Source organism: Pseudanabaena sp. BC1403, assembly GCF_002914585.1.
GTDB lineage: Bacteria > Cyanobacteriota > Cyanobacteriia > Pseudanabaenales > Pseudanabaenaceae > Pseudanabaena.
In genome coordinates this window covers 1-22,266 of sequence record NZ_PDDM01000047.1, presented here as the reverse complement: position 1 = coordinate 22,266, position 22,266 = coordinate 1, and the positions used below count along the sequence as shown (strand labels likewise).

14 protein-coding genes are annotated in these 22,266 nt (G+C 41.9%); 1 reads left to right on the top strand and 13 read right to left on the bottom strand.

Annotated elements, in window-relative coordinates; translation table 11 throughout:
- Positions 1 to 241: 241 nt before the first annotated feature.
- Entirely contained in the window at positions 242 to 1,300 is a 1,059-nt protein-coding gene (locus tag CQ839_RS23810) for a class I fructose-bisphosphate aldolase (RefSeq protein WP_103670791.1), read from the top strand.
- A gap of 236 nt (positions 1,301 to 1,536) precedes the next feature.
- Here CQ839_RS23810 and CQ839_RS23805 read toward each other — a convergent pair whose 3' ends face one another.
- From CQ839_RS23805 to CQ839_RS23740, 13 genes are all read right to left on the bottom strand, one after another.
- A complete protein-coding gene (locus CQ839_RS23805; RefSeq protein ID WP_258040860.1) occupies positions 1,537 to 1,782 on the bottom strand; it encodes a tyrosine-type recombinase/integrase in 246 nt (81 codons plus the stop codon).
- Positions 1,783 to 1,962: 180 nt separating this feature from the next.
- Positions 1,963 to 7,827 carry an ATP-binding sensor histidine kinase gene (locus CQ839_RS23800; protein ID WP_103670789.1) on the bottom strand — a complete coding sequence of 1,955 codons (5,865 nt, stop codon included), beginning with the start codon at positions 7,825 to 7,827 and terminating at the stop codon, positions 1,963 to 1,965.
- A gap of 43 nt (positions 7,828 to 7,870) precedes the next feature.
- A complete protein-coding gene (locus CQ839_RS23795) occupies positions 7,871 to 9,937 on the bottom strand; it encodes a PAS domain S-box protein (protein WP_103670788.1) in 2,067 nt (688 codons plus the stop codon).
- Between the two features lie 1,100 nt (positions 9,938 to 11,037).
- A complete protein-coding gene (pgmB, locus tag CQ839_RS23785) occupies positions 11,038 to 14,004 on the bottom strand; it encodes a beta-phosphoglucomutase (protein ID WP_103670786.1) in 2,967 nt (988 codons plus the stop codon).
- Between the two features lie 459 nt (positions 14,005 to 14,463).
- The gene (locus tag CQ839_RS23780) at positions 14,464 to 14,613 is read right to left on the bottom strand and encodes a lmo0937 family membrane protein (protein ID WP_103670785.1); all 150 of its coding nucleotides are present in this window, start codon (positions 14,611 to 14,613) and stop codon (positions 14,464 to 14,466) included.
- A gap of 94 nt (positions 14,614 to 14,707) precedes the next feature.
- Positions 14,708 to 14,890 carry a CsbD family protein gene (locus tag CQ839_RS23775; protein WP_103670784.1) on the bottom strand — a complete coding sequence of 61 codons (183 nt, stop codon included), beginning with the start codon at positions 14,888 to 14,890 and terminating at the stop codon, positions 14,708 to 14,710.
- Positions 14,891 to 15,026: 136 nt separating this feature from the next.
- A complete protein-coding gene (locus tag CQ839_RS23770) occupies positions 15,027 to 16,262 on the bottom strand; it encodes an FAD-dependent oxidoreductase (RefSeq protein ID WP_103670783.1) in 1,236 nt (411 codons plus the stop codon).
- Positions 16,259 to 17,797 carry an NAD(P)/FAD-dependent oxidoreductase gene (locus tag CQ839_RS23765; RefSeq protein ID WP_103670782.1) on the bottom strand — a complete coding sequence of 513 codons (1,539 nt, stop codon included), beginning with the start codon at positions 17,795 to 17,797 and terminating at the stop codon, positions 16,259 to 16,261. The genes CQ839_RS23770 and CQ839_RS23765 overlap by 4 nt, the downstream gene beginning before the upstream one ends.
- A 211-nt stretch (positions 17,798 to 18,008) precedes the next feature.
- The gene (locus CQ839_RS23760; protein ID WP_103670781.1) at positions 18,009 to 18,545 is read right to left on the bottom strand and encodes a Dps family protein; all 537 of its coding nucleotides are present in this window, start codon (positions 18,543 to 18,545) and stop codon (positions 18,009 to 18,011) included.
- A gap of 129 nt (positions 18,546 to 18,674) precedes the next feature.
- Positions 18,675 to 18,875: a rubredoxin gene (gene rd, locus CQ839_RS23755; protein ID WP_103670780.1), complete on the bottom strand. Its 201-nt coding sequence runs from the start codon at positions 18,873 to 18,875 to the stop codon at positions 18,675 to 18,677.
- A gap of 94 nt (positions 18,876 to 18,969) precedes the next feature.
- A complete protein-coding gene (locus tag CQ839_RS23750) occupies positions 18,970 to 20,484 on the bottom strand; it encodes an FAD-dependent oxidoreductase (protein WP_103670779.1) in 1,515 nt (504 codons plus the stop codon).
- A gap of 193 nt (positions 20,485 to 20,677) precedes the next feature.
- Complete coding sequence (locus CQ839_RS23745; protein WP_258040858.1) at positions 20,678 to 21,517, bottom strand: fatty acid desaturase; 840 nt, start codon at positions 21,515 to 21,517, stop codon at positions 20,678 to 20,680.
- Between the two features lie 33 nt (positions 21,518 to 21,550).
- A complete protein-coding gene (locus tag CQ839_RS23740; protein WP_103670777.1) occupies positions 21,551 to 21,757 on the bottom strand; it encodes a chlorophyll a/b-binding protein in 207 nt (68 codons plus the stop codon).
- Positions 21,758 to 22,266 lie beyond the last annotated feature (509 nt).

Here is a 22,266-nt window from a genome sequence, read left to right as displayed (position 1 = left end):
TTCGCTGTAATAACCCAAAATTATTCCTTTTTTCTCTTTGTCTGAGCTTATCCTAATTTGCACAAGTTATTTATTTTTCATTCCTTAAGTTTATTCTTGAAGCAGAAATAAACTCCTAAATTGGGATCAAAATGTCATGTCTGGCTGAAGACACTATTCTATTATTGTCGTCCCTGAATTGCGTTACAGAATATGTACACTATAATTGTTCATAATGAAATTGATAGTTTAGAGTGAAATCATGACAACTAATCTGAAATCATTACTTGGAGACGAAGCATCATATCTCTTGGATTATCAGGCAAAAGTTAGTAAGGATTTATTACATCTCCCCAGCCCAGATTGGATAAACCGCATTTTTGTGAATAGCGATCGCTCTCCTCAAGTTCTTCGTAGTCTCCAGCAACTCTACGGACATGGCAGGTTAGCGAATACAGGTTATCTTTCAATTTTGCCTGTAGATCAAGGAATAGAACATTCGGCTGGTGCTTCCTTTGCGCCAAATCTGATCTACTTTGATCCAGAGAACATTGTGAAATTAGCGATCGCGGCAGGATGTAATGCCGTAACCACAACCTTGGGCGTATTGGGCATGACCTCTCGGCAGTATGCTCACCAAATTCCTTTTATCGTCAAGCTCAATCATAATGAGTTGCTCACCTATCCCAATCAATTCGATCAAATTATGTTTGCGTCGGTAGAACAAGCTTGGAATTTAGGTGCTGTAGCAGTGGGAGCCACAATCTATTTTGGCTCAGAGCAATCTACCCGACAGATTCAAGAAGTTAGTCAGGCCTTCGCTTTGGCACATAAATACGGCATGGCAACTATTTTGTGGTGCTACCTTCGCAATAATGCCTTTAAGCAAGACAAGGACTACCATCTTTCTGCTGACTTAACTGGGCAAGCAAATCACCTTGGCGTAACTATTGAGGCTGATATCATTAAGCAAAAGTTGCCTGAGAACAATGGTGGCTATAACGTAATCGGAGAGATTAGTAGCTACGGTAAAACCGATCAGCGAATCTATTCTGAACTCACTACTGAGCATCCCATCGATTTAACCCGCTATCAAGTTCTGAATTGCTACTGTGGTCGAGCGAGTTTAATCAACTCTGGTGGCACATCGGGGGAAAATGATTTAGTGGATGCCGTGCGGACTGCGGTAATTAATAAACGAGCAGGTGGTGCTGGCTTAATCTCTGGGCGCAAAACCTTCCAGAAGCCTTTTGAAGAAGGCGTGAAGCTATTTCATGCGATTCAAGATGTCTATCTTTCTGAAGATGTTGCGATCGCTTAAAATTAAAGACTACAATCTTAAGTCTGAAAAGCATAGTAGAAATGAGTTGCATTCATTAACTACCACAAGCTCTAAATAAATTCAGTGTATCCCCCTATTAGCCAAATAATAACCAGTTCAATACCTGTGCATATTTCGCCCCAATGAAATCGCCCAAAAAAGGAACAATAATCGTAATGAATTACCCGCTTCTAAGTAGCCATATAAATTGTTGGCAGTACCGCAGAACAAGCCCTCTAATCTAACCTCTCAGCCGCCTTTAAAAAAGCTCGCTTTGCGGCAATCTTATTCTTACGATTCGTATATCGCCTAAAACTCCTTACATCCCGATGTCTAGTCAACTCCATCGCCAAAGATGGATCTAACTCATACTTCACAATCAAATTCGTCGCAAACGTATGTCTACCCCGATGCGAATGCAAATCAATCCCCGTCTTCTCCGCTAGATCGTCCATCACATGACGAATCCCCCAGTAGGTCAGTCGCTTACCCTCACTGCGATTAGAACAAGATAGGGATGTAATCAGGATAAGTGGTCGTATCCTGATTACATCCCTACTTTAGACATTTCTGAACAAAAGAAGCAGAGCTATTGCCCCATCAAGTTGAGCTAATAGTTCGCGATTGAACTATAGCTTCTAGACTCTACTTGGCATTCTCGTTTATTCTACACTGATCGGTTCTGCATTGATCGGTAAGGTAATGATCAATTCCGTACCTTCTCCTAGTAGAGAGTTGACATGAATCGTACCGCAATGTTTTTCGGTGACAATCTGTTGCGCGATCGCCAATCCCAATCCCGTACCTTTACCAACAGATTTGGTAGTAAATAAATGATCGAATACCTTTTGTTTAACCTCTTCATTCATACCCTTACCATTATCAGTAATCACAATCTTAACGAGATTATTCTCTAAATCTAAGGAAGTTGTAATGGTAATGCAGTTAGGATGGGCTTTGATTTGCTCGAAGCTCTTTCCCTGATTAGATTCTTCTAACGCATCGATCGCATTTGCCAAGATATTCATAAATACTTGGTTCAATTGTCCTGGGAAACATGCAATTTGAGGTAAATTGCCGTAGTTAGTAACAACTTCAATCGCAGGATGTTGATCAGAAGCCTTCAGCCGATGTTTGAGAATGAGAATCGTACTATCAATACCCTGATGGATATCAAAAAGCACTTTGTAGTCTTGATCGGCGCGGGAAAACGTTCTTAAACTAGTGCTGATATTTTTTAGGCGATCGCAGGCGATCGTCATCGAATCAATCATCTTCGGTAAGTCCTCTAGACTATACTCCAAGTCAATTTCTTCGGCATGGGCTTTGATCTCATCACTCGCATTGGGTAGACTCTTTTGATAGAGTTTTAAATGTTCAACTATATCGGCTAATGTCGGTTCAGCTTGTTTGAGACTAACAGCAATAAACCCAAGTGGATTATTCATTTCATGCGCTACTCCTGCAACTAGGTTGCCGAGCGCAGACATTTTCTCACTTTGCACCATTTGCAATTGGGCGCTTTGCAGATCGGTTAGCACTTGTTGTAAGACCTGTGATTTTTGCTCCAAGGCAATTTCAGCAAGTTTACGTTCATGCAGAGCAGCTTGCTGTTTACTAATATCCAACACTAGCCCATCCCAAACTAGAGTTCCATCATCAAGTTGTTGGACTCGAGTTTTTATCTCAATCCACTTGATAATTCCCGATGGAGTCACAATTCGTCCTGACCATTCCAAAGGAGCTAAGGTTTGCATGGAGTTAGTCAAAGATTGCAGGTAACTTGCCACATCCTCTGGATGGATTGCTTCTATAAGAAAATGGATATTTGCGATCGCTTGTTCTTGGGTCATTTCAAACAAGTAGAAACATTCGGCACTAACATAGGATAGATACCTATCCCCATCGCTAGTCGAGCGAGCCTGATAAACAACTCCTGGCACATTATCTACAAGTTTCTCAAACCTAGAGTTACTTGCACTCAAGTTTTCCAGCGATCGTTCTAACTGTTGCGCATATTCTAGCGATCGCTCATAAAGTCGAGCATTTTCCAAAGAAATCGCCGCTTGAGCACAAAGTAAATTTAGGATTTCCACACGATCTTTTGTGAACGCCCCCGTTGCTAAACTATTTTCCAAATACAAAATGCCCTTCAATTTCCCCTGTTGCAAAATTGGACTGCACAAGATACTCTTCGGCTGCTGACGTATGATATAAGCGTCGCTGGCTAAGGTCGGATCGGCTGTCGCATCGATCAGCACCGCAGTTTGTCTGCTGTGCTGCACTTTATAAATTAGCTTCAGGGGAACATCCTGACTGTCTTCAACAGGAAGTTTTTGCAACACAACAGGCTCCGCGCCCTCGATAATTGAACCTTTGATCAATAGGCGATCGTCTCGCAAGAGCATGAATATACATTTATCAGCTCCCGCATTTTCGATAACGATAGAAAGTAAAGCCGAGAGCAGTCTCTCCAGTTCGATTTCACCAGAGAGAGTTTGAGAGGCTTTGAGAATGGTAGCTAAATCTAGAGCTACAGAAGCACTGCTGTGGGAAGTATCGGAACTGGTGGAGGTACTTCCCACAGCGAAGATGGTTTCGCTAGTGGAGAGTAGGGAACGGGGTTGCTCTAAGATGAAGGCAAGGAGTTGAGGATAGCGTCTTTCCAAGTCGGCAACCTTAGCCTTTGCACCCCAACGGGCATAGCCATAATAGGCTTCGGTCATGTATTCTTGAGCAATCCGTTCTTTACCCCAATCAAGGTAGAACTTTGCCGCCAGTTCATTAGCTAGGGCTTCTTCTTGGATATATTCGTTGGCTTTAGCTCCAGAGATAGCCCTATCATATAGCTCAATTGCCTCGGCTTTTTGCCCTAATACTCGACATCTTTCTGCTGAAACCAAACTGTATTTATGTTCAAAATTTGAAGGCGCATGATCCATCCATGCTTCCATGAATTTTTGATTGGCATCTACTTGAGCTAGGAGGGATTGATGATTTTTTATTGTTGATGGGCGATCGCCTTCAGATTTAAGCAAATCAGTATACTGAGACAGCAGAGCAAGAGAGTAATAGAAGTTATGAATCGCAACAGTTAAGCCAATCGCCGCATCAGCATAACTTGCTGCATTTACCGCCGAGATCACCGCCGCAGAATGATCCTCAAACAAATAGCTAAGAATGCACTTAGCTAAATATGTTGTAAAAGGTAGCGATCGATCATTACCTGAACAGAAAACAGGTAAAAGTTCCATTTCATCAAAATTATTACCTGATAATTGCTTCGGCTCAGTGACATCTCCCAGCAAATTTGAGACAAATTGCTGCCAAATTCGGGCATGGTTAAGGGAATGATCCTGTCTAATCGGCAGCAAAATTTCCAGCGCAGTATTTTGTCTTTTTTGCACTTCTGTTAGGATCTGTCCAGATAAAACACAGTGGGTACAGTGATGGGCAGTTGCATAACTAGCGTACTCAATATCACCCGTTTCAAAACCAATTTGACTAGCTCTCTCCAAGGATTCTATGGTATCAATCAGTGGTTCTTTCCAAGGTCTAATAAAAACATTAAACAAATTGTTCACTTTACATTCCAATTCTTTGGCAGAGAACCGATCCAATACTTTCAAAGCAAGTAACCCAGAGTAATATCCTTTATCTACATCTTTCTCAAATCCACATAGCAATATGCCATAAAACACGTAGGCAAAAGCACTCAGTGATGTATGTCCTTGTTTTAAACTCAGATCAATCATTGTCAAGACAATCTCTGACAAAAGCTCTGGGCGGGTTGTGTAGGCTGGGGAAAAAATTGCCATCAGAATCCGCATGACCGCAATCGAATGGGGCTCTAACATCACTGGTAACGATTCTATCGCAGTCAATGTCGGCAACTGTATTGCTGAAGATTGAGGGGATGCGCCTAAATCGACTTCTAGAAGTTCCAAAGCGAATATTCCTACAGCAAGTGCTTTTGGCATTTCTGACTGAGCCATATACATTTGAATTTGTAGTTCATAAAGCTTGACTCGATCAAGGGAGCTAGTAGTATGTTCTAAAACGAAATTAGCTAAGGTTTGCGCATGAGCAAAGTTGATGTTGAGATATTCAGCCGCAACCGCAGATTCATAAAGAGCTAAAGTCAGATCATAGTTACTTTGCCAACTATCAATACCTAGAGACTTCACTCCATTATCGAAATATTTAGTGGCAGCAGCATAAGCAGTCGAAGTAAGCGCTTTTTTCCCAGCCATGAGATTCAATTGCGCCAGTTGCTCTCTTTGTTTCTGGATAGTGATTAGCTCTACACCTATATTCAAATGATTAACAATATCAAAGATTTTTTCTTCCTGTTTTTCTTGGGAAAGGTTATGCAACAATAATTGTCCAATTCTCAAGTGAGTAATCTGCTTTTGATCGTCAGAAATCAGAGAATAGGAAGCTTGCTGAACGCGATCATGCAAAAAACGATAGGTAGGGTTTGCCGCGACATCAGAAAACAAGCTACTATCGGACTGCATAAAGAATTTATAAACTTCTGTGTTGGGAATAATCAAGCCTTCTTGTAATGCTCTCCATAATGCTGTAGCTGTGACTTCTACTGACTTCTCACTGATAATTGTCAAGGTTTGTAGATCAAACTGCGCCCCAATACAAGCTGCTAATTTCAATACATCTTGAGTTTCGATAGGCAACTTTTGTAATTGCAGGGCCATAAATTCCACTACGTCATCAGTTATTGCCAAAGCTCTAACTTGAGTGATATCACACCGCCAATGTTGAATATCCCATTCAAAGGTAATCTGTCCATCTTCATACAAGGTTTTCAGAAACTGAGTTGTAAAAAATGGATTGCCGTTAGTTTTTTGATAGATTAATTCGGTTAAAGCTTGAGCAAGAAATAATTCACAATTTAGCGTATCAGCCACTAATTGATTTACATTTAGCAAGCTCAATGACTCGAGAGTAATCGTGTTTACTAACGCACCAGATTGTATAATCTCATCAATAGTCATCATAAAGGGATGAGCAGGTGACACTTCATTATCTCGATAGGCTCCTATGATCAATAAATATTTAGTGTCTTCTATCAATAATTCCAGTAAGTTTAGAGAGGCAGAATCTGCCCATTGTAAATCATCTAAAAACATCACTAAGGGATGCTCTGGGCTGGTAAAGATTTGCACAAACTTTTGCATCAGCAGATTAAAGCGATTTTGAGCAGCAGTCCCTGATAGTGGTGTGGCTGCTGGCTGCTGACCAAGAATCAGTTCTAGTTCAGGAATCACCTCAATTAAAACTTGTCCATTCTCGCCCACAACTTCGAGAATTTTATTTTTCCATACGTTAATTTGACTATCTGATTCTGAGAGTAGTTGTCCCATTAGGTCGCGGAAAGCTTGGACAAAGGCAAAAAAGGGAATATTGCGCTGAAATTGATCGTATTTGCCTTTGATGAAGTAGCCCCGTTGTCTAGCGATTGGTTTATGCACTTCATTAACAACGGCTGTTTTGCCAATTCCTGAAAAACCTGCAACGAGCATTATTTCTGTTGCGCCTTGACTCACTCGCTCAAAGGAATTCAGGAGTATTTCTACTTCGGCGGCGCGACCATAGAGCTTTTCGGGGATAATAAAGCGATCGCTAATATCTCTCTGTCCAATTTCAAAAGATCCAATATTTCCAGTAGCTTGCAATTGTTCTAAACAAATCTCTAAATCATGCTTAATTCCCAAAGCACTCTGATAGCGATCTTCAGCATTTTTAGCCATTAATTTGCTGATGATTGTTGATAAAACCAAGGGAATACTAGGATTGATCTGATTAACTGGTATAGGAGTTTTTGCTAAATGACAATGGACTAATTCCATAGGATCATTGGATAGAAAAGGTAACTTTCCTGCCAATAACTCGTAGAAAGTCACCCCCAATGAGTAGAAGTCGCTGCGATAGTCAACCCCACGATTCATGCGTCCAGTTTGCTCTGGCGAAAGATAGGCAAGAGTTCCTTCTAGAGCGTTAGCATTTTGGATCTCCTGCGTTTCCCTTGGTAATAGTGAGGCAATACTAAAGTCAATTAATTTAACTTGTTTGGTTTCGGGGTTAATTAATATATTGCTGGGTTTGATATCCTTATGAATAACTCGATCGCGATACAGGATGTCTAAAGTGTTACAGAGTGCGATCGCTATTTCCAAAAACTCTTTTAAAGAGAGCCTGTTTTTACCTTTCACCGCATACTCTCTCAAGGAAATCCCACCGAAGTCTTCCATCACCAACGCATAGCCATTTTGATACGGTTCTAAACTGTAGGTTTGGATGATTAATGGTGAGTTGAGGTTTTTAGAAATGTTGTACTGATTACGAAACTGGACTAGTTCGCTAAAGGTGGGATAGTCATTTTTTAGCAGTTTGATCACTACAGGGAGTTGATCTGAGGTGCGGATCGCCCGATGGACGACAGTCCGCGAACCCATATAAAGATTTTCAGACAGAGAGTAGCCGAGAATTGTGAATGTGTCTACCATTGTTTTTGTCTTGTTATTTGTCTTGTTAAAATTATGGTGTAATTTAATGCTGGTGAATGGGAATCGTGACGATAAAGGCGGAACCTTGTTCTGCTTCGGAAACACATTCCAACTTACCACTGTGTTTATCTACCACAATTTGATAGCTAATCGAAAGCCCCATGCCAGTTCCTTTGCCTACAGGCTTTGTGGTAAAGAATGGATCGAATAGCTTATGCTGAATTTCTGCTGGAATGCCAATCCCGTTATCTGAAATTTGAATCATCACCTCCTTAGCAGTAACAAATGCAGTGCTAATCGTAATCGTTGGGCTATGGATTTGACCAATTTCCCAAGATTCTTCTAGAGCATCAATTGCGTTGCTGAGTAGATTCATAAATACCTGATTGAGTTGTCCTGCGTAGCACTCGACTAGCGGTAACTCCCCATAGGCTTTGATAATTTCAATGGTTGAAGAAGCTGATCTTGCTTTCAGACGATGTTGCAAAATCATCAAGGTACTATCGATGCCATCGTGGATATTCACGGATTTCATGTCGGCTTCGTCCACGCGCGAGAAGGTACGCAATGACACGACAATTTTTTGGATACGTTCTGCACCTACCTGCATGGAAGCTAGAAGATTGGTCATATCTTCTAGTAAAAAATTTAGCTCGATCTCCTCGATTTGTTCTTGAATCTCAGCATGGGGGGTGGGATAGTGTTTTTGGTAAAGTCCTAGGAGTCGCCCCAGATCTTTGGCATAGTTGTTGGCATGGGTTAAGTTGCCATAAATGAAGTTGACTGGGTTATTAATTTCATGGGCGACACCTGCGACGAGTTGTCCTAGCCCCGACATTTTCTCCGATTGCACCATCTTGGTTTGAGTATGTTTGAGTTCTTTTAGGGTTTGTTCTAGCTCCGCAGTACGCTGATTTAGCTCAGCTTCGGCACGTTTGCGATCGCTGATATCGCGAATAATTGCAGCAATATACGATGGTTGACCTGTATTGGGGTCTTTGATCGTAAATATGTTCCATTCTACGGGAATTTGGACTTGGGTAATCAAGTGCTGCAAGTGCAGTTCCGCACTAGCAGACCCATGCTGTCGCAAATGAGGTATCAGCGTTTCCTGAATTTTAGCCATGTCCTCTCGACTGTGGAAATCGCTTACATGCATATTTTCAACAGAATCGATGCTACCGAGTCCCATTAATTTCCGTCCACCCGCATTCAAGTAGAGAACTTGTCCATCATCAATGTTAGCGATGCCGATAAAGTCTGTAGTATTTTCGACTACAGAAGCAAGTTTTTGGACTTCAATCTCTGCCATCTTGCGATCGCTAATATCTTCTAATGTAACTAGAACTCCAATAACATTGCCATCAAGATCGCGTAGCGGAGTTTTACGGGTATCAAGCCATAGCATACTTCCATCTGAGCGTTGGTGGATCATAATGTGAAGATCTGATTGCCCAGAATCCATTACTCGGCGATCGCGTTCTACATTCTGGGCTGCGGATTCAACAGTAAAGGGCAAAGTATAGTCAGTTTGACCAATGATCGTATCTGGTGACTCTAAACCCACAAACTTCGCACCGTTGGTGTTACAGCCTCTAAAAGTAGATTCGCGGTCTTTCCAAAATACTAATTGCGGAATATTGTCGAGTAATAGGCGTAAAAACTGCTGTGATTGCTGGAGTTCTTGTTCAGCTTGCTTGCGATCGGTAATATCTAAGATGATGCCATCCCAAACAGTAGAACCATCAGCTTGTCGTTCTGGTTGAGAAGTGACCTGTACCCATCTTAGGTTGCCAGAAGGGGTGACAACCCGAAATTCTTCTTTAAAAATCGTCAGCTTTTCAGATGCATAGCTCGCTGCTTGCCGAATTCGTGGACGATCGTCTGGATGTTCCAAGTCTGCAAAGTTCTTGACTCCACTCAAAAAGTCTTCAGCCGAGACATCGCAAATAGCAACACAACCTGAACTAACATAGAGTGTTGATGTAGAACCATCCACAGCAGTGCGAAGCTGGATAATCATGCCAGGGAGATTATTAGCCAGCTTCTGAAATCGTGACTCGCTAGCTTGTAATTCTGCTAACTCTTGTTGAGACCTAAATATATTCATAGCCTTATCCACCCCACCCTTATCGGTTAACAATTACTTTATTATATTTACTACCTGATGTTACGTGGAACGCAGATGATAATTTCTTGCTGAATCGCCAAGCAGGGCAACCACGGGGGGTGGCGACTACCTAAATAATTTAGATTCTGTAGGGCTGTCCCCCTTGCCAGCCCTAGACTTCCGCCATCGGAGAAATTCCTACCACATAACATCAGTATGCAAACACACCAAGGAAACTTAAGGTTTTCAGAAACGACACACGTTAACAACACAACCTAAAACATCCCTTGGGGTTAATACCGAGGGATGTCTTGCCTATTCAAAACGGTTCAAAGACTCAAAACAAAATTTAAGCCAGTCACAGAGGCGATCCTTGAATGCCTACAATGTAACTGGCTTTTAATTTTTATATGTTATGCGCTGCCTTACTACTTAGTTCATCTATTGTTAATGAATCCTAGTGTTGGAAGCGATTTCTTGTTGTTATTAACATTACTCAGTTTTTCATAATAAGTCTTCTATCTAAGTACATAATCGCCTCTGTATCTTGATGAATATCTAAATACCAACAGGGTTAGGTGGCAAGGACTAGGTCTAAATACTGCCTCTACGCTATACACTTACCTGTACCGCTATCGAAATGAAGGAATCGTTGTCATACCTCACAATACTAAATTTGAGACCCCATTAGATATGTTCAAGAATAATAAATTTATGCAAATTATTTTGCTCCTAATTGAAGCAGGACTATTATTTCTTGCAGTTTCAGGCTCTTTTACGGCAATCAACAATTTACTAGAAGGTTATCAAAAGATCTGTCGGGAAACAAAAGCAAGGTATAGAAGTAACTTCACATTTATTTCTGTACTTCAATCCATTGGTAAATACAAAAGCTATAAGTTCAATAAATTGAACCATAGCCTAGGTTTGATATCGGTTATCATCAACCCAAGATACGCATAAAAAAGATGATAAATATTGAAAAGATACTAAAACAAGATAGGCAAATACGAGCAACCACAGGATTAAACCAACAAGCATTCGAGGCTCTGTTGCCAAGTTTTGAGGAAGCATACATGATCATGACTATAGCTTATCGGTCATAGGTTTAAGGCTCCAATACCAGGAGAATGTTTAGAGATTGGCGAGGATTTACCTAATTGAGTTTGGAGATCGCTCAGGTGAACGCCTATCAGATTGGGTAGAACCAGATGTGCAAATCCACCAAAGCGTTCAAAAGGACCAAGTCCAATCGTCCACATACCAGCGGCGATCGCGGCTTCAATGCCAACAGCAGCATCTTCCACCACCACACAGTTGGCGGGGTTGAGTCCTAACTGAGCCGCAGCGTACAGGAAGAGGTCAGGAGCGGGTTTGGGGGGTGCTACACTGTCACCATCCGCGATCGCATCCACACGATCGGCAAGCCCCAATTTTTCGATTACCGTGCGTGCATTCTTGCTGGCAGAGCCGATCGCAATTTTCATGCCCGCTTGCCTGATTTCAGTAAGTAGCTCAATGCCTCCAGGTAGCAGATCTTTTGGTGTAATGGATTGGATCGATGCCAAATAATAACGATTTTTGCGCTCCATCATTTCCTGAAGTGTGGATTCTAAATAATGCTTTTTGCCCACAATGAGCAGCAGCGATTCTTTTCTAGAGACACCCCGCAACGCTTCATTTGCATTGCGATCAAAGGGCAGTCCTTCCTCATCCGCCAGCCGCTGCCACGCTCGGTAGTGCCATTCGGCAGTATCCGTCAGCACCCCATCCAAGTCGAAGATAAAGCCCTTGATGTCAGGTGGGTGAGTGTCAGGAGTTAAATCGAAATTGTGCCAACTGCCTTGCCAGTGTAGTTTGAATTTGAGGCGAGTCCAAGTGGCGGGGAGGTGAGGCGTTGCGACAGGTCCATTATCCTTAAGTTGAATCCCACCAAAGCCAAACACCACTGATTGCCAAACACCGCCTGCGGAAGCCGCATGAATGCCATCGGCTGTGTTACCAAAAGTATCTTGGAGATCGATTAGGGCTGCCTGCATAAAATATTTATAGGCCTTGTCTTCACCTAGGTTTGCGGCAAGGATGGCGTGAATAGAGGCTCCAAGGGAAGAACCATAGGTGATATCGGTGCGGGGAGCGTAGTAGTTCCAGTTTTTTTGGAGCGAGTCAAAGGAGAACTCTGGTGTATCACGCATTAGGTAGAGGAGCATCAACACATCAGGTTGCTTGAGTACCTGTGTGTGATTGGTTTCTTCCATACCTATAATCGCTTGAATCGATCGCGTTCGCGGTTCATAGTGACTCAAATTGATATCCTGAAGTTGAAAAAATCCATCAAACTGCTCGATCAGTTCTGGATTAGCAGTATAAGGAATGTATATCTGAGACATCGTTGTGTGCAAACTTAGCAGTCGCTCTGGTGTGAGTTTTAGCTCTTGTACCAGCGCGATCGCCTGATCGGGAAACTTATGCAGTAGCCATTCATAAATAGCGATCGCCTTTTCCAAATTCCACTGCACCATCCGATTGGTAAACGCATTATTATTTACCTGCTCGTGGTATTCATCAGCTCCGATCGCGTTGCATAATTCATACCGTTTTTTTTGATCGTTCCACTCCAATCGACTGAGCCAGAAAATCGCAGTATCGATTACAATTTCGGCACCGCAGTCTCGCATCCAAATATCATCACCCGTTGCTTGCCAGTATTGCCAAACGGCATAAGCGATATCAGCACTGATATGAATTTCGCGATCGCGGCACCAGATTCGTACTGGCTCAGCGTAGGGATCGCTCTGAATCGACCATTTGGGAGTCATCTCATCTCCTGTAGCTGCACTTTCCCAAGCAAACATCGCGCCGTTATATCCACTATGAAAGGCTTTGCGCCTTGCTCCAGCGAGGGTGTCATGACGGTAGCTCAATAAACTTCGAGCGATCGTGGGCTGAGTCAACGTAAAGAAGGGCAGAATAAATATTTCTGTATCCCAAAAGATATGTCCTCGATAACCTAAACCCGATAATGTTTTAGCAGCAACACTATCAGGAATGTTATTTGGAGATGCTGGGTCAGCTACTGGGTCAGCTACTGGGTCAGCTTCAGCACATGCTCCAATAAAAAGTTGAAACATGTTGTAGCGCACCGCCAGTTGAGCCTTAAGATCTCCCTCAATCTCGATATCACTGTGCTCCCAAACTTTATCCCAAGCCTGCTGATGCGCGGCAAGTAGAACCTCATAGGATGGCAGGTCGGCTAACTTGGCTTGAGCTGATTGAACTGGTTGCTTTACCTCCTGAGATGTAAATACCGTTACTAACTTTTCTACGGTGATGGTATCTCCCTGTCTAGCCAGAAAGGTAAATCTAATGGAGGGACGGTCGGGACTATTGATTTGCGATGAAGCCGCAATACCGATCGCCGTCATTTTAGCTGCCATGCTGAGTTCAATCTGAGTACTGCGGGTGCGAACTTGCAGCCAAACTCCATGCTCTGTATCGCCGCGATCGAGATGCTCCCAGTGATCGAAGCCTTGATTGTCGGGATAGTCATTAATACTGGAATTAAATTCGATCTTGCCACTAAAATCAACAGGCTTAACATGGCAAATTAACGCTAATACCTGCTGATCCGCTAAACTTGCAAAGCGTTCAAACTTTATGTCCACCGTATTTCCAATCGGACTCCGCCAGCGTAGCGATCGCCTCAGAACTCCATGTCGTAAATCCAACTGTCGTTCGTACTGAAGTATTTCACCGATATCTAGTCCAAACCGTTCGCCATCGATTGTGACCACCATTGATAGCCAGTCTGGACAATTAGCTAACTCGGTATAGACCAAGGGTATATCATCATACAACCCACTAATTAAGGTAGTTGGTAAGGCCTTGGGATAGCCTTCTTCAAAGCTGCCCCGCGTCCCTAAATAACCGTTACCAATCGTAAAGACGGTTTCTCTGGCACGCAACTGTGCTGGCTCGAAGTGAGGTTCGATCACTGTCCAGTCTGTGTAAAGTAAAGCATGAGGGGCAAGCAGATTTGTTTTTTCAATTTCATCGATGTCTAACATGTTTTTCCCACAGAATTAAAGATGGAATTAAATCTTCGATGAATCTAATCGTGACTATGTTTAGGGGTGAAATGAGTAATCGAGCAGAAACTTGCGCTAAGGATTAAACGACTTGTTTTCAATATCTAGATTGCCCATCAAAAAGCTTTACCAGTTGAACCTTGTTAGATTCAGATGATTGGAACCCTTGCTATGCCGTACTTATTTTTAGTACCAATTAACTTAGAGATCAATTGGTACGCCTAGAATCCTAACTCTCTACGTTTTTGAATGTCAAAAAAACTTGTAACTCAAACGCTTGCTCAGCAACGATCTCAGCCTTAGCGTAAGCTTCTCTACAGATGCTCATTTGACTCCGTACTCAAGCAGTGGCACCAACTAATCTACAGAATTTGCAACCAATCCTTAATCAACTTTTTCGTTCCAATGCTACCCACCTCTTATATTAAAGATGGAAATTTAAACTCTTCTGCCTATAAACAAATTGTAGACAATCCCAATGACGGCTAAAACCAAGAGAATATGGATTAGACCACCACCAATGTTAATAGAAAATCCTAATACCCAGAGGACAATAAGGACACCAATACCAGTCCAGATTAGATTCATAACGATCTCCTTTTATATTTAAGATGAAGCAAAAACGTCTTGAGAACCGTATTTCATCGTAGGGGCAATTCATGAATTACCCCTAGTCAACTAGTTAGTCAACAGCTTTTTTGACTTCATCTTTGACATCTTCGGCAGCATTACGAACTTTAGCTTCAGCTTGTTTTGCATTGCCCTGCACCTTGTCTTTTGTGTTCCCAGTCAAATCACCAACTGTTTCTTGAACTTTGCCTTCAACGTTTTTAACAGCAGCTTTAGCTCTATTTTCTAAACTCATGATGTACTCCTTAATTTGAGAATATGTACCAGAGATGAATTAACAAATCTGGCTTATGGAGATACTGTCACAGGCGATCGCTTGATTTCCTGAATGAAGTGATTGAATTGACTGAATAAGATACAAACCTTTACTTTTATTTCATGGCAAACTGTTCTACCCCAACTAGTTGCGCGACTCGAAAAGCAGAAGTAATGGCTCCTTCATGTAATCCATCCCCAAGGTAAGATCCTGCATGATAGGTATTATTTTCGCCATTAGTAGCAACCACTTCATCGCGATACTTAAAAGCTTCGGTGGTATATAGCGGCGTGTGATGCTTTTGGAGATGAATAATGCGATCGCTAGCAATTATCTTTTCGAGTTGGTAAGACAGAAAATATTTTTGTGATGATGCGATATCGCAAAGCTGGTTAAGGCAACTGTTATAGCCCCAACCCGTATCGGTTTGAAAAAAGTCAAATTCTGAAGGCTGTTTGATGCCGTAGCGATCGTACATAGAACTATCCTCATGCACGACGCTATTTACATGATTTGCTCTCCATGCGGAAAACCGTTTAACTTCCGATTCAGTTGGATCGGCTAGTAGTGAAAGCACTTGGTCAGGTGGTGTCGCAAATACGACCTTATCGAATCCTTGGACTTTACCCTGCGATCGCACAATTTTGACAGCATTGGCACTTCTGAAAATATGGTCAATTTCTTCATTGAGAACAATTTCGCCTTTAAATCGCGCCAAGATTTTTTCAATATAGGAATACACGCCGCCTTTAATTCTGAACCATTTGACCGCAACATCGTCTCGCAAAACTGGCATCGCTAATTCTGCGGGAAAGTCGTCAATCATTTCCATCGGCATCGAGTAGCTATACATGACTAGTAATTTTAGCCAAGTATTGCGATCGCAAGAGCATTTCAAGTATTTCGACAGAGGATGATTGTCAAATTCTTTTACGTCTGCAAATTTGATTTTGAGCCACAATCCTACCGAACGGGCATAGAGCGTATCAAGATGCAAATATTCGATCAGGCGACGGATACCCGTGAAGTTCTTACGGATTGAGACTCCTGACAGATAATGACTACCATTATTAAAAAACATGGCTGAGCCAATATCAACAGGTTCGAGTTCCACACCCAGTTCTTCCATAAGTTGCATAAAGTTATGAAACACCGATGGAAATTCGATTACTCCACATTCAAGAACTTCCTTACAATTAGATTGGTTCGGCTGGACATTTTGATTCAATGTCCGAATATGTCCGCCTAAATTAGGCTGTCTTTCAAATATAGTGACTTGATGTCCCTGCTTATCGAGTAGGTAGGCTGTGACCATTCCACTAGCGCCGCCGCCAATTATTGCGATTTTCATGATTCACCTAAAATTACATCACCTGACAGTCTTTGATATAGCAATGCACCTGTCCAAATCGTGGGCGCAAACCCAGGGTAGCCCGATGAAGCATTACAAAAATAGAAATGATGGAGTGAAGTTTCGTGATTCAATCTGCCCAGTCCCATATTGCGCGGTGTTAGGCTAGAGCCATAGGAATTACCATTAGGACACCAGCAAAAACGTTCGTTTGTGGTTGGACTACCCGTAATATGGAAGACCATATGCTTTCTAAAGTTCGGTACATATTTTGCTTCCACAACATCTAAAATGGCATCAAAAATCTCCTGCTTTTTGTGGTTATAGGCTTTGCGATCGCTTCCTTCTAATTTCTTGAAATAGTCATAATTGGCTACGGTAAGAAATTCCACAATTTGGCTATCCTCTGGGCAGTCTAAACTTGCATCGGTAAGTAATGTGGGCGTAGTAATTGCAAAACTGGGATTAGAAAAATCATGGCGATCGTACATTTGGGCGAAGGCTTCATTGAGATTGTCATGCCCCGTATGGAAGAGATTCCATTTCCCAAATCCATAATCTCTCAGGTCGATATCTTTGACGACGCAATAAGCCATGTAGTTCGATGCCGAATATGTATAGTCGAGTTTTCGACGCACAGTTTTCGAGAACTGAGATTCACCGATCATCTTGGCGGCTTTTTTGGGATCGATATTGCAAATCACCGTATCGCCTGTAAATTCATCGGTTTCGTGGTTAAGGAGATTCATCGCCTGAACTCCTGTAACCGTTCTATTGGTAACGCTGAAATTAATAACTTCATGATTAAGCAATACCAGTCCGCCGTGAGATTCGATGACTTTGACTAATGAATTAATCACATGCTCAAAATGCTGCGTCGGATAGAACGCGCCCGCTTGATAGCCTCGGAACAAGACTACCCAAGCATAGAAAGACAGTTGATTGGGCGGCAACAAAAAATCTAGCCATTGTAGGGCTAGTAAAGTTTGAGCAGCTTGAGGTAACTGAAACTTATCAAATACATCTTGAAGTGTGCTATTCAGATGCTGAACCGTAGAAAACACCTCAAGTGGATGTTTGATTAGTTCCATCGGATTAATTGGCGGCGATAGTTTTTTTAAGCCTTTTCCAGTTTTCTCTATTTCGTTGACGAACTGACGAATGCGATCGCTAGATTCTGGAAAAAGATTAGATAGGCGCTGGATTAGTTCGTCTGGCTCTGAGGGAATATCCATCGCATACTCAGGGCTTCGCATATGATCGAAGCCTTGTGGGTCGTAACGTTCAAAGGTAACTTCACGTTCTAAACCAAGTTTTTTAAGTACTCGATTGACGGTTTGTCCTTCGCCGCAATCCCAAACATAGTGAAATTGTGCGTTAAACTTATATTTTTTTGCCATCATAAACGTATGCCCAAAGCCACCAGCATGTTCGTGCGCTTCGAGGATTTGGACAGTTTTGCCAGAGTTTGCCATCAGCGCACCAAAGGTCAATGCTGATAAACCACTGCCAACGATCAAGTAATCCGTTTTCATATTGAGCGATCCTGAATTTAACAGCAGTTTTCAACGAAAAGAACTACAAGGAAATTTTTAAAAGCTGTGCGAAGCACAGCTTTTAAAAATTTCCTTGGTTCGGGTTTAACCTAAGGCGAAGTAAAGGTTCTGATCCCCTATCCCTTACGGACTAGTTTCTCAGAAACGAACCGCACCACGTATCCTGTATCTACACCAATATTGTTGTTTCTTAAACTCCGACAGTTTTATTATTAGGTTCTGGCTTTGTACCATTGGATGAGATCGCCTCGCCTTCAATAAAAGAACGCAGCATCCATGAGATTTGTTCGTGCTGCTCCATCAAACCTGTCAGAAAATCTGCGGTTCCGTCATCTTTAAACTTACTGCTACATTGCTCAACATGGTTACGCAGATTCCGAATAACTTGTTCATGATCCGCTAGCAAGTGCGATACCATACCTGTTGCTGTGGGGATTATACCAGCATCTTCTTTGAGAGAACAGATTTTCAGAAATCCTTCCATCGTTCCTACAGGATATCCGCCAAGGGTTCTAATCCGTTCGGCAATCACATCGACATTAATCGTGAGAGCTTCATAATGAGCTTGCCATAGTTTATGCAAGGTCATAAATTGAGGGCCTACTACATCCCAATGATATTTCTTAGTTTTGACTAGTAACAAGTAGCTGTCTGCTAAATTGCCGTTGAGTAGATCGATCACGCCTTGGCGCTGTATATCGGTAAGTCCAATATTAATTGTCTGCATGAGTAAATTTCCTTGAATTATAGTAATAGCAATGGAAGTACAAGACCCTAAACCCCAGCCCCTCTCCTGCGGGAGAGTAGTAAAGAGTTAGGAGCTTGCAAACTTCCACTTAAAGTCATTCAATAAAAATTAGACAACTGGTTCCATTAATGGAACATCGGTTGCCGCCGCATCTTCTGGCTCAAAATCAGACTTTGGGGTTCCACATGTAGGACAAACCCAATCATCTGGCAACGCGCCAAAGGGTGTACCAGCTTCAATACCTGAGTCTGGATCGCCGACTGCGGGATCGTAAACATGTCCACAAGTTTTACAAATATACTTTTGCATTTTTGACTCCAAATTCCTAAATATAAAAATGGTTTTAGAAGCACATAATGTTTGGGGCTTTGCGCCGCACACTATGCTCACCACCAAGGTGAATTTAGCTAACGACTTGCTCCAAGACCTTGACAGCAGGGCCTTGAATCACTTTTCCGTCGCAGCTAAATCTTGCGCCGTGGCAAGCGCAATCCCAACTTTTCTCAGCGCTGTTCCAACTGACGATACAAGCGAGGTGAGTGCATGTCGCTGAAACAGCATGGACAGTTCCCTGCTCATCGCGGTAAGCAGCGACCTTCTCATTGTCAATGGTTAGTAGCTTTCCTTCACCTTTAGCCACCTCATTAAAAGAATTAGACAACAACCCTTTAAAGCGATCGCCGATCCATCGAGTTGCTACATCGACTTCTTGTTTGACCGATTCCACTGGTACAAATGGAGTTGCTCGTAGTGAGTCATACAACTCTGTATAGGGATTATCTTTTCCAAGAATCAAGTCAGAGAGAATCATCCCAGACATAGTTCCCTTCGACATTCCCCAGAGACTAAATCCCGTGGCAACATAAATGTGTTTGTTGAAGGGAGTCAAGTTACCAATGTAGGGAAGCTTATCAAACGACACCATATCTTGGTTTGACCATCGGTAAGCAAATGTATCAATACCAAAGCGATCGCGGGCATAGGATTCTAGTTTTTGATACCGTTCTTCAGTATTAGACTCTGTACCAACTTTATGTCCTTCACCGCCAACTAATAGGAGTAGTCCATCCTCATAGGGAGTGGTACGAATCGAATGAGAAGATTCGCCACTGCCGATATACATTCCCACAGGAGCATTCGAGGGATCGATTTTTGCGCCCACGATGTAGGATCGTTCGGGATAGGTTTTGGCGAAGAAAAGTCCTAGATTTAAAATCGGTAGATTCGTTGCGACAATTACATCCTTTGCCGTAATTACACCGAGATCCGTAACAACATAACAGGAATCACCTTCATCAACCTTCTGAACTCTGGTGTTCTCAAATAAATAGCTGCCATCACCAGCAATATTTTTAGCAAGATGTAGCAAATATTTGCGAACATGAAACTGAGCTTGGTTTTCAAGCTTGATCGCTCCTGCGATCGCAAAAGGCAGTGATGTTTCTGTAACAAAGGTAGCGGGAAGTCCTAATTTAAGAGCAGCTTCCACTTCATCTTTAATTTGATCTAGCTCACTATCTGGCTCCGCAAAAGTGTAAGAGCTTTGACGGCTAAAATCACAATCAATCTGCTCTTCAGCGACAAATGTGGCAACTTGCTCAACTCCAGCTAGATTTGATTCTGCATAAAGTTTTGTTTTTTGTTCCCCAATTTGCTTAATTAAATCAGCATAAATCAATTGGTGTAATGCTGTAACCTTAGCAGTTGTATGACCGCTGACACCTGCGGCAATTTGTCTAGACTCAATCACCGCAACGGTTTTCCCAGCTCGTTTTAGCAGTGTTGCTGCGGTCAGTCCGACAATACCACCGCCAATAATTGCCACATCCACTGAGACTCTATTTTCAAGAGAGGGATAAGTGGTTGCAGGGGTGGAGTCAATCCAAAAGGAGGCGTGTTTTCCAGATAGATTTGTCATAGTGAATTTAAAACTGATACGTTAAAATATCGCGCAAAGTTCATGGAATATCTTCCTGACTTAATACTTAGAATTGGAAAGTATTTCCTTCGATAACTCTCACAAATCAGTGTTTGATTTCTTGAATGAATTGATTGATTACGAAATAAACTGTAATGGAAAGAAAACCTTTTCTAAGATAAAAGCAGTATTTTTATCTTAAGCTAATAATAGAGGGTAGCTTCCACCAAGGTATATCGGGTTGTAGATGATGCTCTTGGTGATAGCCGAAATGATAGCAAGTGAGGAATGACCAAAGAAAAGGACGATAAACACTGTGTGTACGAGAGGAATTTTGATAGCCACCGATGGGTTCACGATGAGGAATAAAAGTTCCAAAATAGAAGATCTGCATCGAACTGATAATTGTAGGAATTATCCAAAATAGTATTAAATTAGCATTAGCAATATGCAGAAAGCGATGCATACCATAATAAGTCATGACTAAACTCGCGAACTGCCACCAACTCCAGTAGCGCTGCATAAAGTATATATACCAAGCAACCATATTTTTATGCTTGCCATCATGAAAATCAGGGTCGAATTCACTAGCAGGAGCGTGATGGTGCTGAAAGTGCTTTTTTTGTAACTGATTATAGGAAAACAACCCATATAACAGTAGGGAGAGTGATCCAATGCAGTAATTAATATGAGGATGTTTAGAAAAAACAGCTCCGTGCATTGCGTCATGAGCAGTGATAAAAAGCCCCGTGTAAAGGAAAGCTTGAACCATTATCGCCATAGACTTCCATATTATAGAAGTTTGCTGGACTTGCTCTGCCATCAACAAAAAACCTAAACTAATCGACCACAGAGAAATAATTAATAGAGCGATCGCTATCCCAGTCATAGGATTTTCCGAAGCTTCTAATACGCTATGAATTATAGAATCTGAGTTTTCTGAAGATAAATTTATAGGTGTTTTCATTGATGCAAGATTGAAGTTAATCACTTCAAGGTGATTCGGTGTTGTAGAGGGAAAGTTTCCCCTCATTTTTTGTTTTCTTCTCTCTAAAGTAAAACCAGTCTAGGAAACAGGAACTACACCTGATGACAAGATACCCCAAAAGTGTAGAACACCTTGATGGGTAAATAATTCAATGGCGATCGCTGATACAAAGCCGATCATAGCAAGACGACCGTTCCAACGTTCTGCTTGAGGTGTAAATCCTGTGATCCATGCATTACGCATCATTACTTCGGGGGCTTCAGCTTGTGGTGTGTTAGTTTGCATGGTAGTTTCTCCAAAATTCAAAAATTTATTTCGTCTTTCGACTTCTAAATAGATTTACATATGTATGATGGAAATAGTGTTGCAGAACACCTTAGAACGTATACTTTGCATGAGTATTCCTCAAATATCGACCTAAAGAGATAGATATATCTGAAGCAATGTCCTTATCTCTTATAGTGGTTTTTAGATGAGTGTGTACTAATTTGGGCACTGGACTGTTAAAGAGGGATGAGTCGCTCAAAGTATTTCTGGTCAAGCTTTTCACGGTTTTGCAGTCAATCGCCATAAATCCTTACTCGATAAGCATTACAACCATTTACCACTTCTTTAGCAACCAGTGCCTACAGTTTAAAACGACTATTTTACCCAGACAAAAACAACACAAATATATTAATCACCAATTTAAAGCCAAGTGCACTTAATAAGGAATGAAAAATAAATAACTTGTGCAAATTAGGATAAGCTCAGACAAAGAGAAAAAAGGAATAATTTTGGGTTATTACAGCGAA